Source organism: Lysobacter capsici, from assembly GCF_014779555.2.
GTDB lineage: Bacteria > Pseudomonadota > Gammaproteobacteria > Xanthomonadales > Xanthomonadaceae > Lysobacter > Lysobacter capsici.
The window spans coordinates 1,463,038-1,478,735 of sequence record NZ_CP094357.1; the positions used below are offsets into that span (position 1 = coordinate 1,463,038).

At 68.6% G+C, this 15,698-nt stretch carries 16 protein-coding genes; 4 read left to right on the top strand and 12 right to left on the bottom strand.

What is annotated here, in order from left to right:
• Positions 1-93: 93 nt before the first annotated feature.
• Entirely contained in the window at positions 94-2,205 is a 2,112-nt protein-coding gene (locus tag IEQ11_RS05910) for a tetratricopeptide repeat protein (protein WP_191823058.1), read from the top strand.
• An 84-nt stretch (positions 2,206-2,289) separates the two neighbouring features.
• On the opposite strand, the gene IEQ11_RS05915 is transcribed toward IEQ11_RS05910, so the two are convergent.
• The 12 genes from IEQ11_RS05915 to purM all read right to left on the bottom strand — a co-directional run bounded on the left by IEQ11_RS05915 (position 2,290) and on the right by purM (position 11,686).
• Positions 2,290-2,724, bottom strand: a complete 435-nt coding sequence (locus IEQ11_RS05915; protein WP_191823059.1) for a hypothetical protein — start codon at positions 2,722-2,724, stop codon at positions 2,290-2,292.
• Positions 2,725-3,735: 1,011 nt separating this feature from the next.
• A complete protein-coding gene (locus tag IEQ11_RS05920) occupies positions 3,736-4,890 on the bottom strand; it encodes a TIGR03364 family FAD-dependent oxidoreductase (RefSeq protein ID WP_191823060.1) in 1,155 nt (384 codons plus the stop codon).
• 18 nt (positions 4,891-4,908) lie between these two features.
• Positions 4,909-6,204: a DUF5690 family protein gene (locus IEQ11_RS05925; RefSeq protein WP_191823061.1), complete on the bottom strand. Its 1,296-nt coding sequence runs from the start codon at positions 6,202-6,204 to the stop codon at positions 4,909-4,911.
• The gene (locus IEQ11_RS05930; RefSeq protein WP_036102263.1) at positions 6,201-6,899 is read right to left on the bottom strand and encodes an HAD family hydrolase; all 699 of its coding nucleotides are present in this window, start codon (positions 6,897-6,899) and stop codon (positions 6,201-6,203) included. Before IEQ11_RS05930 ends, IEQ11_RS05925 begins: the two co-directional genes overlap by 4 nt.
• Before the next feature lie 164 nt (positions 6,900-7,063).
• Positions 7,064-7,495, bottom strand: a complete 432-nt coding sequence (locus IEQ11_RS05935; protein WP_036102262.1) for a hypothetical protein — start codon at positions 7,493-7,495, stop codon at positions 7,064-7,066.
• 165 nt (positions 7,496-7,660) lie between these two features.
• Entirely contained in the window at positions 7,661-8,074 is a 414-nt protein-coding gene (locus IEQ11_RS05940) for a DUF4259 domain-containing protein (protein WP_046655795.1), read from the bottom strand.
• A 68-nt stretch (positions 8,075-8,142) separates the two neighbouring features.
• Positions 8,143-8,550, bottom strand: a complete 408-nt coding sequence (locus IEQ11_RS05945) for a hypothetical protein (RefSeq protein WP_191823062.1) — start codon at positions 8,548-8,550, stop codon at positions 8,143-8,145.
• Between the two features lie 65 nt (positions 8,551-8,615).
• Complete coding sequence (locus IEQ11_RS05950) at positions 8,616-8,798, bottom strand: hypothetical protein (protein ID WP_057920955.1); 183 nt, start codon at positions 8,796-8,798, stop codon at positions 8,616-8,618.
• On the bottom strand, positions 8,798-9,247 hold the full coding sequence (locus IEQ11_RS05955; RefSeq protein WP_191823063.1) for a hypothetical protein: 450 nt from the start codon (positions 9,245-9,247) through the stop codon (positions 8,798-8,800). Before IEQ11_RS05955 ends, IEQ11_RS05950 begins: the two co-directional genes overlap by 1 nt.
• 67 nt (positions 9,248-9,314) lie before the next feature.
• A complete protein-coding gene (locus IEQ11_RS05960; RefSeq protein ID WP_191823064.1) occupies positions 9,315-9,884 on the bottom strand; it encodes a hypothetical protein in 570 nt (189 codons plus the stop codon).
• Positions 9,885-9,925: 41 nt separating this feature from the next.
• Positions 9,926-10,582, bottom strand: a complete 657-nt coding sequence (locus IEQ11_RS05965; protein ID WP_425494663.1) for a DUF2238 domain-containing protein — start codon at positions 10,580-10,582, stop codon at positions 9,926-9,928.
• Positions 10,583-10,618: 36 nt separating this feature from the next.
• Positions 10,619-11,686, bottom strand: a complete 1,068-nt coding sequence (purM, locus tag IEQ11_RS05970; RefSeq protein WP_191823066.1) for a phosphoribosylformylglycinamidine cyclo-ligase — start codon at positions 11,684-11,686, stop codon at positions 10,619-10,621.
• 521 nt (positions 11,687-12,207) lie between these two features.
• Between purM and IEQ11_RS05975 the strand changes: the two genes are divergently transcribed.
• From IEQ11_RS05975 to hda, 3 genes are read left to right on the top strand one after another with little or no spacing between them, the layout of a single operon-like run.
• Entirely contained in the window at positions 12,208-13,284 is a 1,077-nt protein-coding gene (locus IEQ11_RS05975) for a DUF2066 domain-containing protein (protein WP_051546804.1), read from the top strand.
• A gap of 2 nt (positions 13,285-13,286) precedes the next feature.
• Positions 13,287-14,477, top strand: a complete 1,191-nt coding sequence (locus IEQ11_RS05980; RefSeq protein ID WP_191823067.1) for an AI-2E family transporter — start codon at positions 13,287-13,289, stop codon at positions 14,475-14,477.
• Positions 14,474-15,202 (top strand): DnaA regulatory inactivator Hda, encoded by a 729-nt coding sequence (hda, locus tag IEQ11_RS05985; RefSeq protein WP_036102248.1) that lies wholly within the window; start codon positions 14,474-14,476, stop codon positions 15,200-15,202. Before IEQ11_RS05980 ends, hda begins: the two co-directional genes overlap by 4 nt.
• Positions 15,203-15,698 lie beyond the last annotated feature (496 nt).

The window sequence follows — 15,698 nt, forward strand, 5'->3', positions numbered from 1 at the left end:
GGCGAACACAGGGCGAAGCGTTGGGTGGGTGCGGTGTGGGCGGGAAGTTGGTCGTTGGCGGTGGCGGCGATGGGCCCCGCGGCGGGTACGGACATGGCGGCGCAAGGCGCCGGTGTCGCCGCGCCCGTCGATTCGCCGTCGCGCTGCCAAGCGGCGCCCGCCGCCGCGCTGCCCGCGCCGGCGCAATGCCTGCGGCGTTTCGGTATCGAGCCCGGCGGCAGCGAGGCCTCGGTCCTGGAAGCGCTGTACGCGCGCAGCATCGAATTTCAGCATCGCAGCGATTTCGTCCAGGCCTCGGCGGCGCTGGACTGCGCCCAGGCGAGCGCCGGCGATCGCGCCGGCGGCGCGCTCGAATACGAGTTGCTGCGGCGTCGCGGCGTGATCGACTACCGCAACGAATGCCAGGTCGAGGCGCTGGCCAAGTTCAAGCAGGCGCTGCAACTGGCCCAGCACCGCGAAGACCGCCCGGCGCAGTCGAAGATCTGGAACAACATCGGCTCGACCCTGCGCCGGCTCGGCGACTACCGCGGCGCGCTGCAGGCGCTGATGTCCAGCCTGGAACTGCAGCGCAGCCTGCCCGAACGCGATTCGGGCCCGGCCTTGAACAACATCGCCGACCTGTACCGCGACTTCGGCGACACCGCCGCCGCGGTGCGTCATTACGACCAGGCCCGCGCCGAATTCCTGCGCGCCGGCAACCGCATCGAAGCCGCGCACGTGCTGGCCAGCCAGGGCGTGCTGGCGCTCGACGCCGGCCAGATCGGCCGCGGCCAGGCCTTGCTGGAACAGGCGCGCGGCGAACTCGACAAGGCCGGCGACCGCACCTATGTGCTGCGCGTCCACGCCGAACTCGGCCGCGCCGCGATCGCCCGCGGCGATCTGGTCCAGGCCAAGCGCTGGACCGACAGCGGCCTGGCGATCGCCGCGCAGGCCGGCACCGCGGTGCCGGCGCCGCTGCAATTGCAGGCCGCGCGCGGCGACCGCCTGCGCGGGCAGGCGCGCGCCGCGCAGTTGCGGGTGCAGACCGCGCTGGCCGCGCTGGCGCCGCAGGACAGCGACCGGCCCGCCTTGCTGACCGAACTGGCCGACGATTTCGAGGCCCAGGGCGAATGGCCGCGCGCGCTGGCCGCGCTGCGCGACTCCGAAGCCGCCGCGCGCGCCTTGCGCGAGGCGCGTTACGACCGCGAGATGAAGTGGCTGCAACTGCGCTTCGAGACCGCCGAGCGCGACCGCACCATCGCCGCGCTGGCCACCGAGAATCAGGTCCGCGCGCTGAGCCTGAAGCAGCGCACCCTGGCGCTGTGGCTGACCGTGGTCTCGGCGCTGGCGGCCTTGCTCGGGCTGACCGTGTTCTTCCTGCGCCGCCAGCATCGGGTGCGGGTGGCCGAAGCGGCGCGGCGCGCGCGTCTGGCCGAGGAGGTCGAGTACTACCGCCGCGCCGCCGCCGATCTCGGCGTCGACCGCGCGCGTCTGCAGGCCGCGTTGGACAGCCGCGACGACGCGGTGCTGATCCTGGACGTCGCCGGGCATGTGCTCGCGGCCAACCGCAGCGCCGGCGAATTGCTTCAGCACCCGGGTGCCAGCGCATTGTCGGGACGCGCGTTCGGCGAATTGCTCGACGAAGCGGGCGCGCACCGTTTCGCCCAGGCGCTGGAACGGCTGGACGAATCCTCGGCTCCGCAGCGTTTCGATTTCCGCCTCGGCGCCCGGCGCGACGCCTTGAGCGCCCAGCTCAGCGAAAGCGGGCAGGGCGAGGGCCTGATCGTGCTCGGTCTCAAACCGGCCGCCTCGGCCAGCGGCGTCGCCCCGGCCGTGGCCGACGGCACCGAGCACGAACCGCTGAGCGTGGAAACGCCGGCGCTGGCCGACGACGACGAATTGCGCCAGTCGTTCCGGCGCGCGTTGGTCGAGCTGATGCTCGCGGTGGTCGAGGCCTGGGAACGCAGCACCGGCCAGGGTCGGCTGGAGCTGGCCGAGAAGAGCCGGATCTGGCGGGTCACTGTCGACGACGGCCGCCTGCGCGCGCGCGCTATGGAACGCTATCTGAGCCTGTCCAAGCTGCCGCGCCAACCGCGTTGGCGCGACGTGCTGCGTTCGGGCTACTACGTGCTGGCCGAATGCAGCCTGGACGAATCGGTGCGCGGCGAACTGCAGCGTCATGTCGACGCCGTGCTGGCCTATACGCGACGCCACGCGCTGGTGTGAGCGTTCCCTGCCCTGACAGCGGTTGAGCCACCAGCGGGCGGCGGCGCGGTTTACTCGGTGGTTGCCGTGTCGATCGACATCCGGTTACGGGCTGCGCGCCGGCAACTTGATCGGCGTGCTCGGCGACGGCAGCCGGCAGATCAGGCAGACGCCCTGCAGATCGGGCGTGCCCGGGCCGAAGCTGTAGGCGGTGTGGTGCAGCTGCGGATCGTTGTAACTGGTCGGCGAGGTCACCTGGGCCACGCTGCCGGGCACGATCTGTTCGCAGTAGTCGAACGCGCGCTTGGTCGCGACCGACCAATGATCGTCGACGATGCCGCAGCTCTTGGGCGTGCACACGCCGCCGCCGGCCTGGCTTTGTTCGGCGTAGGCCATCAGGTCGCGCGAAGTGAATCTGAACGATCCGACCACCACCATCTGCGCGCCTTCCACGCCGCAGGTGCCGTCGGTGTTGTGCGCGCTCGCGCTGCCGCAGACCAATGCCGCGGCCAGAACCAAACTCTTGAGTGTCGTACGCATGATCGCCCCCTGTGGCGAGTGCATCAGGAGCGGCCAGCCTACGAACCGCGCGCCACCGGGTCCAAGCAATTCACGGGCACAAAGCGGGAACGTTTCGGCCCGAATCCGACGCAGGCCCGATCGGTGTGTGATCGGGTTGGCGATCGGTCGCGACGACCGGGCCGCGGCGCGGCGAAATCTTCCCGCCGTGTCCCGATTCCGTCCCGGATCGTTCCTCGCAAATCCGCGCGCCAGGGCGGTAAATGGAATGCGTTCCCGCCGCACCGTTCGCCGCCCCTGGCCCCTCCCGGCCGCCGCGACGGACACGCTGGCGGGGCATCGTCGACAGGGGCGCGTCGGCGCGCAGGGGCCTTGAGCACCTGCGCCGGCCGACGCGGTCGATCCATCTCACGAGGGCGCCGTTGCGACGCATCGAACAGTTCAACCGCGAGCAGGAACTGCTGATCGAGACCATCGAGGCCATGCCCGGCGCGATCGTCGAAGGTCAAGGCGGCGGCCGCTAGCCGCCGGAGATTTCCACCGCATCGCGCCACGAACGGCACGCTCCCGGTCGTGGCGCGGTGCGGCGGATCCGCGGACCCGGCGGCGCGCCGTCGCTGAGGTCGGCAACGAGGTTCAGGTCCGTCGGACCAGGCGCAGGCATTCCGTGGCTCCCCTGTGGGCCTCACGGACGGAGGCCGGGCGCCAGTGCGACGGACCGGTAAAGGCATAGGGAAATGCCGCCCGCCCCGCATCGACACGGACGTCGAGGCGGTCGGTAGCGCCGCGCCATGCGCGGCCGCTGGCGGGGAGCGGCTGGTCCGGTTGGGGGAGCCAGCGGACCGGGCGCAGCGGGCTATGGCGGATCAGGACGCCATAGCCCGCGTTGGATTTTTTTGGAGCCGGGAATCGGGAGTCGGGAATCGGTTGAAGCTGGAGCCGAGGCGTTCGAGTTCCGACGCTTCCTTCCGGTTACCGGCGAACCGCTTTTCCGATTCCCCATTCCCCATTCCCGGGCCGCGACTAGCGTCCTTACGCCGCGCGACGCATCGCACCATAGCGGCCCTCAACAATCTCCTCGGCCAGACCGAAACTCAACGTCATCCCCAGCCCGCCGCCGCCGACCGCGTTGACGATGGTCACGCCGGGCGCCGCTTCGGCGACGAATTCGCTGCTGCCGTCGGTCAGCTTGGGATAGATGCCGTGCCAGGTCTGGATCACGCGTGGGTCGGGCAGGCGCGCGAAGCGGGCCAGATAATCGAGCACTTTGGCGTTGATGGCGTGCTCGTCGAACGGGTCGTGGGTATGCGCGTAGGCGTGCGAGTCGCCGATGGTGATCTCGCCGCGGCCGTTCTGCGCCGCCATCACGTGGATGCCCAGTTCGATCAGGTCGCCGAATTGCGCCTCGTAGCGCGCGCGCAGCGGCGCCACGTCGGCGGCTTGCTGGAAACCGGCGTAATGCACCAGCGACAGGCCGCCGCATAGCGCGGCGCCGAGGCGGAAGCCGTCGGGTTGCGGCGCCAGACGCATCATCTGCAGCTTGCAGCGGGTCAGCGGCGCGGCGGCATACAACTGCGGATAGAGCTGTTCGAACTCCGGGCCGCTGCACACGAACACCTGATCGGCGTCGAAACGCCGCGTGCCCGACCAGGCGCGACCGGTTTCGACTGCGGTCACCGGCACGCGCCAGTGAAACTCGACGCCGTAGCGTTCGTGCAGATACGCCGGGATCGTGCGCAGCGCTTCGCGCGGATCGACGATCATTTCATCTTGGTTGAACAGCGCGCCGCGCAATCCTTCGCTGACCAAGGCCGGCGAACGCGCCAGCGCCGCGTCGCGATCGAGCAGGCTGCACGGCCGCATCGCGCGATTGGCGTGTTCGTACTGTTCCAGCACGTCCCACTCGTCCTGCGCATAGGCCAGATGCAGCGAGCCGCAGGGGTCGTGCCACAGCCGCGCATCCTCGATCAGCTCGCGCCAGATCGCGCGCGAACGCAACGCGCGTTCGTAGGCCGCGCCGTTGGGTACGCCGATCGGCCAGATCATGCCGAAGTTGCGTACCGATGCGCCGACCGCGCGGTCAAAGCGCTCCAGCACGGTGACGCGGTGGCCGCGCACGGCGAGCGCGCGGGCGATGGACAGGCCGACGATGCCGGCGCCGATGACGAGAGCGGAAGGAGCGTTCATGCGATGGTTTCGAAAGACTCAGACGGGCGCGAGCGCCGCCGCGGCGACGCGACGGGTGACGCGATGGTGGAAGTACAGCGCCGAAGCGATCAGGCATGCGCCGCCGATCATCGCCAGCGTCAGCACGATCTGGGCGAAGAACTGGGTCCACGACAGCTGCACGCCGGAAAATTCCTTGGTCAGCAGCACCGCGACGCTGCCCAGATAGCCGAAGGCATCCGACAGGTACATCAGGAAGCCGACGTTGCCGGCAACGCGGAAGGTCGCGATCAGGCGCTCGTAGAACACGCAGTTGAACGGCACATAGGCCAGATACAGACCGAAGCCGACCAGGGCCAGCCACCACAGCGGCGGCAGCGCGCCGGCGCGGAACGCGAGCGTGCTGATGCCCGCCACCGCCAGGCCGGCGAACATCAGCCCGTGCAAGGCCATCAGGCCGCGCAGATTGTCGCGGAACCACGTCAGTCCCGCGGTCAAGGCGAGCACCGCCAACGCGATCGGCGTTTCGATCAGCGCGAACACGCCGGCATTGCCGCCATAGCCCAGATCGGCGAACAACTCGGCTTCGAAGTTGTCGCGAAAATCGCGCACCACGGTCAACGCGACATAGCAGCCGATCATCAGCACCAGCCCCGGCAGGAAGCCGCGCACGAAGGCCATGCGTTCGGCGCGGCTCATCGGCTGGCGTTCGCTGCGTTCGCGCCGGTCGTCGGCGTCGGGCTCGGGCACGCGTTCGAGAAAATGCACCGCGATCAGCAACAGCGGCAGAAACAGCAGGCCGGTCACGAACGGCATCCAGAACTCATCGACGCCCGACAGCAGCAGCCATTTGCCGACGCTTTTGACCACGCCGGAGGCCATGATGAAACTCGAAGCGAGGATCGCGCCCATCGCCTCGGTGGTGCGGCGGCCTTCCAGGTAACTGAACACCAGGCCCCAGACCATGCCCAGCGGCAGGCCGTTGAGGAACAGGAACGGGATGTTCCAGGGCGCCGGCGTCAGCGCGAACCCCAGCAGCGCCAGCCAGGCGATGCCGATCAGGCTCAGCAGCAAACGCGCGCGGTGTTCGCGGCGCAACCCGCCGATCACGCCGATACCGACGAACTTGCTGCACATATAGCCCAGGATCTGCGCGACCACCAGCCAGACTTTGTAGTCGACGCCGAACAGCGGATGCCCGGCGAACGACGCGGCGGCGAACGGTTTGCGGAACGCGTACATGCAGGCATAGGTGACCAGCGCCGCGCCGCCGGCGAGCAGGGTCACCTGCCACTGGCGCGCGCGTTCGCTGGTCGGGGCGCGCAACGCGTTCATGCGGCGGCGTGGCGCGCGTCGCGGTCGGACGCATCCAGCCCCAGCAGGGCCGGCAGTTCGAACAGGCCATCGATGATGCGGTCGGGCGCGTAGGGCTCGAGTTCGGCACGGGTGAACGCGCCGGTGGTGACCGCCACCACCAGGCCGACCCGGGCCGCGCGGCCTTCGCCGATATCGACCTCGGTGTCGCCGATCTTGATCACCTGGGCCGGATCGTCGATCCGCAGGCGTTGCATCAGCGCGTGGATCATGTCCGGCGCCGGCCGGCCCTGCGCGACTTCGTCGCTGGCGATCAGCGCGTCGATGCGTTGCGACCACTGCAGGCGCTCGACGATGGCGTCGGCGATGTCGCGCGAAAACCCGGTGTTCAGCGCGACCTGGATGCCGTTCGCGCGCAGTACCGCGAACACCGATTCGGCGCCGGGCAACGGCTCGATGCCGGGCCATTCGCGATAGCACACCAGCATGCGCTGGACGAAGTCGGCATGGATCGCGGCGATCCGCGGGTCATCGGCCTGTGTACCGAGCAGCCGCGCGATCGCCAGCGGCTTGGGATAGCCCATCAGCGGCCGGCAGGCCTCGTGGTCGATCGGGTGGCCGGCGGCGCTCATCGCGCCGACGAAGGCCTGGGCGACGAAGCCGGGGTCCGACACGGTGGTGCCGGCGATATCGAACAGGGCAAGGCGGAAGGTCATCGCGGCGGGACGCACTGGGGAACAGGCGTCCAGCATGGGCGGCGTGCGCAACCCGGTTATTACAGCGCGGGGACAAGTGGGTGAACCTGTCTAGTGCGTCGGAGCGGGGCAGTAGCCGACCCGAGCGGGCGGGCGAGGCCCGATCCGGCCAGGCGGATCCGGTATCAGCCCTCGCCGCGCGACAGGGCGCCAAACCGCGGCAAATCGTAGAGATCGGACGTGGCGCTGGCTCGCAGGCATGCGCTTACCACCGGCGCCAGCCACAGCCCGTCGTGATCGTCGTCCAGCACGCTGGGCTGGAAGCGCTGCATCAAGCCGCTCGCCACTTCCAACGCCAAGCGTGCATTCTCGCCGTGACGGGAGGACAGGCAAAAGGCGCTACGTGGCGTAGCGCCGAGCAAGGCGACCAGCGCTTCGCGTTCGGCGGGTTCGTACTCGGCAAGCTGTTCCTGTTCCGAGTAACGTTCGAAATAGCAATATCGTTCACCCGAGCGGATGGTTTCGCTGGAGCCGTCGCGATTGAATTCGAAGGCCCGGACCGCCGCTTCGATCTGTTCGGAGTCGGCCTGGCCGAAATACAGGATCACTGAGTCCATTGACGGCTCCGTTTTCTGGCCGGGATCACCGTGCGGTCCGTTTCGCGGCCGCCGCAAAACTACTTCGTCCGATCGAAAAGCGTCGGCGCCGAAAGCCCCGTCCCCAAAAGACCTCTAGTTCCGTGATAGCCACGACGAAATCGGGCATCGACGATGCCCGTCGCATCAAAACGCCAAACGCGCCCGCAGCTGCGTTACATCGTCGGTCCATGCCGCGTAGTCGTCGCTTTCTTCCCACAGCGCGCGCAGTTCCGAGTGCGGGCCGAGGATGCGATCGATCGCGCTGAGCGCGTCGGCGATCAGCGCCGCATCGGGCGAGGGCCGCATCTTCGAGATCCAGATCATCAGTTCTTCCTGCTTGCGCGCCGCGCCCGAGGGCCGGCCGATCGCGGCGGCGATCAGTTCGCTCGCGGCCAGCGCCGCGGACGCCAGGGGCGCGTCCACTTCTTCATCCGGCTCGACCTCCAGCACCGCGGCGATGGTTTCGCGCACCAGCGCCAGGCTCTGGTGATCGCTCAGTTCGTCCAGCCAGTCGGCCGCGTCGTCGTTGTCGAATGTGGTGAAACCCCAAGCGCCCATCGTGTAATCCTCTTTTTGAATAATGCATTCCGCCCTCGGCGGAAGGTGAAACGGTGATCTTCCCGGGCTCAGGTCCGCCCCGCGAACATCGCTTTCACCGACGGTCGGTTTAACACGATCAGGGTGAATACGCCCAGCGCGGTGCCGAATGGAATCTGCATGCACGACACCGCGGCCACGACGATGCACAAGGTGAGACTGCGCCGCTGGCTCAGACGGCGCGCGGCCATCAAGGTCAGGATGCCGCCGACGATTCCGATGAACATCATCGCCGCGGCCAGGCCCAGCAGCACCCAGCCCGATGCGGTGTCCTGGGTCGCGGTATCGGCCGGCAGCGTGCCGTTGAGCAGGCCCAAGCCCATGAACGCGTACAGCGCGCCGATCAGCAGCGGCAGCAGATTGAAGCTGGAGAAAACGTAATACAGGATGCTCAGCGTCCTCAGGTACGACGCGTCGCGCGGATCTTCCGTCGTCATCGGTTCGTGGCTCGTGTGGATCGGAACGTTCATCGCGGGCGGCGGGTCGCTGTCGATGCGCGGCATCAGCCGGCACCGCGCAGATACGCCTGCAGGAAATCGACCAGCGCGGCGACGTCGCGATCCGACAGCTCGACCGGATCGCCCGCTCCGCTCAGCGCCTTGATATGGATCGCGTTGTCCTGCTCCACCCAGGCGCGCAACTGCCCGTCGGACAATGCGATGGCGACGGGCGCGCCGTCGCTCATCAGGCCCGCTCGCCGAACAAGGCGCGCACCGACGGACGATTGAGCACGATCAGGGTGAACACGCCCAGCGCGGTGCCGAACGGAATCGACAGGCAGGTCACCGCCGCGACGATCTGGCAGAACTTGAACCCGCGGCGTTGGCGCAGGCGCTGGCCGACCATGAAGTGCAGCGCCGCGAACAGCAGGCATAGCAGGGTGAAGAAGACGAAAAAGCCGATGATCATCGGCAGCGCGGCATCCATGTCGGCGTTGGGGCCGCTTTCGGGCGCGGCGCTGAACACCGCGCCCATCAGCACGCCGTAGAACCCCATCAGCAGCACCGAAAACGCGTTCAGGCCGGCGAACACGTAGTAGAAGATCGCCAGAATCTGCAGATGCGAGGCATCGTCGGGATTGGCGGCGGGCGGCGGCGAGTGCGGTTGCGATGAAACGGGCGGGTAGTCGGACATCACGGGATCCCCCTGGGTTGGATGCGGCGGTTGAAATGTCGGAAGCGTTCGCGCCGCCGATCGGAAGTTACTTCGCGTCGGCGGGCGCGGATTCGAACACGGCCCTGATCGGCGCCTTGGTCAGCACGACCAGGGCGAACACGCCCAGCGCGGTGCCGAACGGCATCGACAGGCAGCTCACGGCGCTGGCGACCACGCAGAACATATAGCCGCGACGTTGCCGCAGCCTGCGCGCGACCATCACGAACAGCGCCGTCAGGATCATGCCGAAGCCGATCAGCGACACCGCCACGCCGACGAACAACCAACCGACCAGCGCGGCGTCGTGCGCCGGCTGTCCAGGCTGCGCCGGAAGCATGAGGATGCCGATGCCGGCGATCAGATGGATCACCGGAAACAGCGCGAACAGCGCGGTGATGCCGGCGAGGACGTAATAAAGGATCCCGATCGTGTCGAGATGAGCGAGGTCCTGCGCGGACGGCTCGGCGGCGACCGATGCCGTCGCCGGAAGGGCGGGCGGCTCGGCTGGAATAGGGGCGTGGTCCATGACGCGGTGGATCTCCTGTGTGGCGCGTTGCGGGCGCGCGGGCCGGGCCTGGGGCCGGACCGCGCACGACTCGCGGCCATGCTGCGCCAAGCCGCGGCGTGCGTCGAGTCAGGCCGGCGCGGCCGGCGTGTTCAGCGGCGGCCGCGCGGCCATGCCGCCAGCGAACCCAGCGTGGCCAGGAACATGTCGGTGTGCGCGTCCCAGATGTCGCCCTGCTGGCCGTTGTAGGACTCCGCGTCCTCCGGCGACATGGTCAGCGCGATGGCCCATTCGATCCATTCGTAGATCAGGCTGGTGCACATGATCGCGGCGACCGCGAGCGTGAAGGCCTGACGCGCCGACAGCGCCGGCCAGCGTTGCCGGAAGTACTCGCGCACCGCCGGCGCGAAGCACACGCCATAGAGGAAATGGATCAGCCGGTCGAAGTGATTGCGTTCGAAGCCGAACGCCTTGTCCAGCGACCAGCCGCCGGTCAGCCACTGGATCCACTGATCGTAGGGCACGTACGAATACAGCCAGCGCGCGGCGATGCAGTGCGCGGTCATGAACACGCAGATCGCGACGAAATGGCCGTCGCGCAGCGGCCAGCGGCGGTCGTGCCGCCACAGCCACAGCAGGCCGACCACGGTCAGCACGCTGTGCATGGCTTGTTCGAACGGGCTCTTGGGCGCGATCCAGCTGACGGCGAAAACCGTCAGCGTTACGGCGAGGGCGAGCTTTTTCGCAGCAGTGAGTCTGGAGGAGTGAGAAACGAGTGAAGCGGTTGCGTCGCCAGCGCTTTTACTCACTTTTCACTCCTGTGAACTCGTTTTTGCTTCAAAGGTTTAGCCAATGTGGACGCGCTCGCCTTCGCCGGCGTGGGCGACGACTTCACCGATGCGCCAATGCGACAGGCCCAGGCGGGCGAGGTCGGCCTGAGTCGCGGCGACCGCGTCCTCGGGCACCACCAGCACGAAGCCGATGCCGCAGTTGAAGGTGCGCCACATTTCCTCGCGCGGCACCGCGCCTTCGCGCTGCAGCCAGTCGAACACAGGCGGCAGTTGCCAGGTGGCGGTGCGGATGTCCAGGCCGAGCCCGGCCGGGATCACCCGGATGATGTTCTCGGTCAGGCCGCCGCCGGTGATGTGGGCCATCGCGTGGATGCGGTGCTCGCCGCCGTTGGCGCGCAGCAGTTCCAGGATCGGCTTGACGTACAGCGCGGTCGGCTCCATCAGCGCGTCGATCAGGCGCACGCCGCCGACGGCGACGTCGCCAGGGCGGCCGGCGCGGTCGAAGATCCGGCGGATCAGCGAGTAACCGTTGGAATGCGGGCCGCTGGAGGCGATGCCGATCAGCACGTCGCCCTTCCGCACGCGCGCGCCGTCGAGGATCTGCGACTTCTCGACCGCGCCGACGGTGAAGCCGGCCAGGTCGTATTCGCCCGGCGGGTACATGTCGGGCATCTCGGCGGTTTCGCCGCCGATCAGCGCGCAGCCGGCCAGTTCGCAGCCGCGCGCGATGCCGCCGACCACGGCGACCGTGGTGTCCACGTCGAGCTTGCCGGTGGCGAAGTAATCCAGGAAGAACAGCGGCTCGGCGCCCTGCACCAGCACGTCGTTGACGCACATGCCGACCAGGTCGATGCCGATGGTGTCGTGGCGATTGAGCTGCTGGGCCAGCTTGAGCTTGGTGCCGACGCCGTCGGTGCCCGACACCAGCACCGGCTCGCGGTACTTGCCGGACAGGTCGAACAGGGCGCCGAAGCCGCCCAGGCCGCCCATCACCTCGGGCCGGAAGCTGCGCTTGACCAGCGGCTTGATGCGTTCGACCACCTCGTTGCCGGCGTCGATATCGACGCCCGCGTCGCGGTAGGTCAGCGGCTTGGGGGGGGTGTCGGAAGAAGATGCGGTCACGGCGGCCCCGGCGGTCGCGGAAGGAAACGAGAGATTTTAGCAGGCAACCGAAGCCCGGCCGTCACACCCGCCCGGTCGTTTCAGCAATCACTCCCGATCCGGACCTCACGATCGGACCGGCAGGGCCCCGCCGGCTTTGCCGATCTTCGTTCATACGCAGCTTTTCCGTGGATGCCATGGGGACCGAGCCAGGCGCCATCGCACGGGCGAGGATCCGGATTTCGCGCAATCGCGCCCCCATCGCCGCGCCCGCGCGCCGCCCATTAGGCCGTTCAGGCATGCGAATGGACGCGCCGACGCCACTGCGGCACCATTTCGAACCTTGAGCACCGTCGGCGCCGCGCATGCGTGGCCGCCGGACCGACGCAGGACGCGGCGGCGGAGCGGGGACGATCGCATTGACGGCGGTCACCGCATCCGGTGACGGGTGGGCAACGCACGCGGACGGTCCGCGCCGTGGCCGACCCGCGACCTGGGACGCGGGCGGGATGCGCGCTTTTCAACAACAGTTAGGGATGGCGATGGGCAAGGCAATCCGGGTTTTGATGGTCGCAACGTTGCTGCTGGCGAGTTTCGCCGCGGCCGCCCAGCGGGTCGAGGGCGATCGCGCCCAGGCCGACGGCGCCTACTCGGCCGAAGTGCCGGTGGCCGGGCAGGGCGAGGCCGAGCGCAACGGCGCCATGGCGCGCGCGCTGGCCCAGGTGCTGGGCAAGCTGTCGGGCGACCGCGCCGCGGCCGGCCGGCCGGGCGTCGGCCAGGAACTGCGCCGGGCCAAGGACTACGTCACCGGTTACGACTACCGCCAGGACGAGGGCGTGTCCCAGTCCACCGGCGCGCCGACCTTCCAGACCACCTTGATCGTCAATTTCGATCAGGCCAAGGTCGAAGGCCTGGCCTCGACCCTCGGCCTGCCGATCTGGCCGCAGCCGCGGCCCAAGCCGGTGCTGTGGATGGCGATCGACGACGGCAGCGGCCCGCGCCTGGTCGGCCTGGCCCAGGCCAACGCCGCGCGCGCCGCGCTCAATCGCGCGATCGAACGCGGTTACAAGCTCGGCCTGCCGACCGGCAATGCCGCCGAACAGGCCAGCGTCGGCGCGATCTGGCGCGGCGACGCCGCTGCGGTCGCGCGCGTCTCGTCCCGCTACAGCCCGCCGATGCAGCTGATCGGCAAGATCTACCGGGTCAAGACCGGCGGCTGGAAAGGCGACTGGAGCTTCGTCGACGGCGGCAAGGTGCTGGGCAGCTGGTCCAACAGCGACCCCGACGCGCGCAAGGTCATGAGCGGCGGCGCCGACGGCGCGGCCGATGCGCTGATGAAGCGTTACGCCAAGCGCAGCGTGGCCGGTCCGCCGGGCACCTACCGCGTGGTGTTCAGCGGCGTGCGCAGCGCCGACGACTACATCCGCCTGGCCGGCTACCTGCAAGGCCTGGCGGTGATCCGCAAGATCACCCCGATCCGCGCCACCCCGGACACCCTGGAGTACGACCTGGAACTGCTGTCCGGCCTGCCCGGCCTCAAGCGCATGACCGACGCCGGCGACACCCTGGTGCAGCTGGACGGCCTGGAAGGCCAGCCGCCCGTGTTCCAGTTGCACTGACCATGGACCGCACCCCGCTGGAAGACATCGCGCTGTTCCTGCGCCGCCTGCAATGGACGGCGCTCGGCGTCGGCGCGTGCTGGCTGCTGTGGGTGCTGGCCCCGGTGCTGACGCCGTTCGTGATCGCCGCGATGCTCGGCTGGCTCGGCGACCCGCTGGTCGACCGGCTCGAACGCACCGGCCGTTCGCGCAACACCTCGGTGATCCTGGTGTTCACCCTGATGGCGCTGCTGGTGGTGCTGGTGCTGCTGATCCTGGTGCCGCTGATCGAGCGCCAGATCACCACCCTGATCGTGTCGCTGCCCAGTTACCGCGACTGGTTCACCGGCACCGCGATCCCGTGGCTGGAGCAGCGCACCGGTTTCGAGATCAGCGCCTGGCTCGACCTCAACCACCTGATCGAACTGGTGCGCAGCAATTGGGAGCGCGCCGGCGGCGTGGCGACCACGATGCTGGGCTATCTGTCGCGTTCGGGCTTCGCGGTGATGGCGATGATCGCCAACATCGCGCTGCTGCCGGTGCTGACGTTCTTCTTCCTGCGCGACTGGGACGTGCTGGTCGACCGCGTGGCCTCGCTGATCCCGCGCGATCATCTGGCCACCGCGAGCCGTCTGGCGAAGGCCTCCAGCGACGTGCTCGGCGCGTTCCTGCGTGGCCAGTTCCTGGTGATGATCACCCTCGGCGTGATGTACGGCATCGGCCTGTGGGCGGTCGGCCTGGACCTGGGCATCCTGATCGGCATCATCGCCGGCCTGCTGACCTTCGTGCCTTACCTCGGCCCGGCCAGCGGCATCATCCTCGGCGTGGTCGCCGCGCTGGTGCAGTACGGCGACTGGAAATACGTGGCTGGCGTGCTCGCCGTGTTCGGCGTGGGCCAGGTGATCGAAAGCTATTGGCTGACCCCGAAGCTGGTCGGCGACCGCATCGGCCTGCATCCGGTCGCGGTGATCTTCGCCGTGCTCGCCGGCGGCACCTTGTTCGGTTTCCTCGGCATGCTGCTGGCGCTGCCGGTGGCGGCGGTGGCCAACGTGCTGCTGCGCTATGCGCAGGAGCGCTACACCCACAGCCGCCTGTACGCCGGCGATCATCCGACCATCCTGCTCGACCCGGCCTCCAATCCGGTGTCGCCGCAGGCCGAGGGCACCCGCGCCGCGCCCGCCGCCGACGTGTCCACGGAGCGCGCGCCGCAGTGAGCGTTCCGCAGTTGCCGCTGACCTTGCGTTATCCGCCGGATCAGAGCCTGGACACCTATGTGGATGCGCCCGCGGGCGCGATCGCGCAATTGCGCGCGCTGGCGACGCACACCCACGAAACCGCCGGTTATGCCGATCCGACCGGCGCCGACTGGGTGTACCTGGCCGGTCCGGCCGGCGTCGGCAAGACCCATCTGCTGCTCGGCGCCTGCGCCGCGGCCGAAACGGCCGGACGCCGCGCCGCCTATGTGCCGCTGGCCGCCGCGGCCGGGCGCTTGCGCGAAGCGCTGCACGCGCTGGAGGGCAACGACCTGCTGGCGCTGGACGGCATCGAAGCGATCGCGGGCGACCGCGACGACGAAGTCGCCTTGTTCGACACCCACAACCGCGCGCGTCAGGCCGGCATCGCGATCATCTACGCGGCGCGCGAGAATCCCGACGAACTCGCATTGGTCCTGCCCGACCTGCGTTCGCGCCTGTCGCAGTGCACGCGCATCGTGCTGAGCCCGCTGAACGACGCCGGTCGCGGCGAGGTGTTGCGTCAGCGCGCGCAGCGGCGCGGTCTGGCGCTGGAAGAGGCGGCGCTGGACTGGATGCTCAAGCGGGTCGACCGGGATCTGGGCGGCTTGACCGCGCTGCTGGACAAGCTCGATCGCGCTTCGCTCGCGGCGCAGCGGCGGATCACGGTGCCGTTTTTGCGGCAGACGCTGGAACTCGATAACTGACGGTTGGTCTGGTTTTCGCTTGGCGCGGGAATTTCGCGTTGATGCGCCGGATGTGTCGGCATCGATGGCGTATGCGCGTATCGGGTTGATTCCTGAGCTCTGCTTGTTGAGCTGGTCGCTTACGGACTTACGACGAGTTTTCGTCTGTGTTGACGCGCGTGTTGTGGTTTGCGTGCCGAGCTGAGCTTTCGCTCCGAGCTGGGGAATGTCGCATAGCGACTCGTGTTGCTGTCTGCTTGCGGCGCTCGTGCTCAAGTTGACGATGCCTCCCAGCATCACGCCGCACTGGCATTCGAGTCGATTGTGATTGCTGCCGAACCTCGGCCTCAGCCCTTTGCTTCGGCTCTTTGGTTTGGCCTTTGTTTCGGTTCTTGCTTCAGCCTTTGCTTTGGTCCTTTGCTTGGGCTTTTAGCTTTGGCCCGGCGCGGCTTGTAACTCGCGATGCAATAGCAGGCCCGAAGGGCGGCACGCATGGATGCGTGCCGTAGGCCACCCA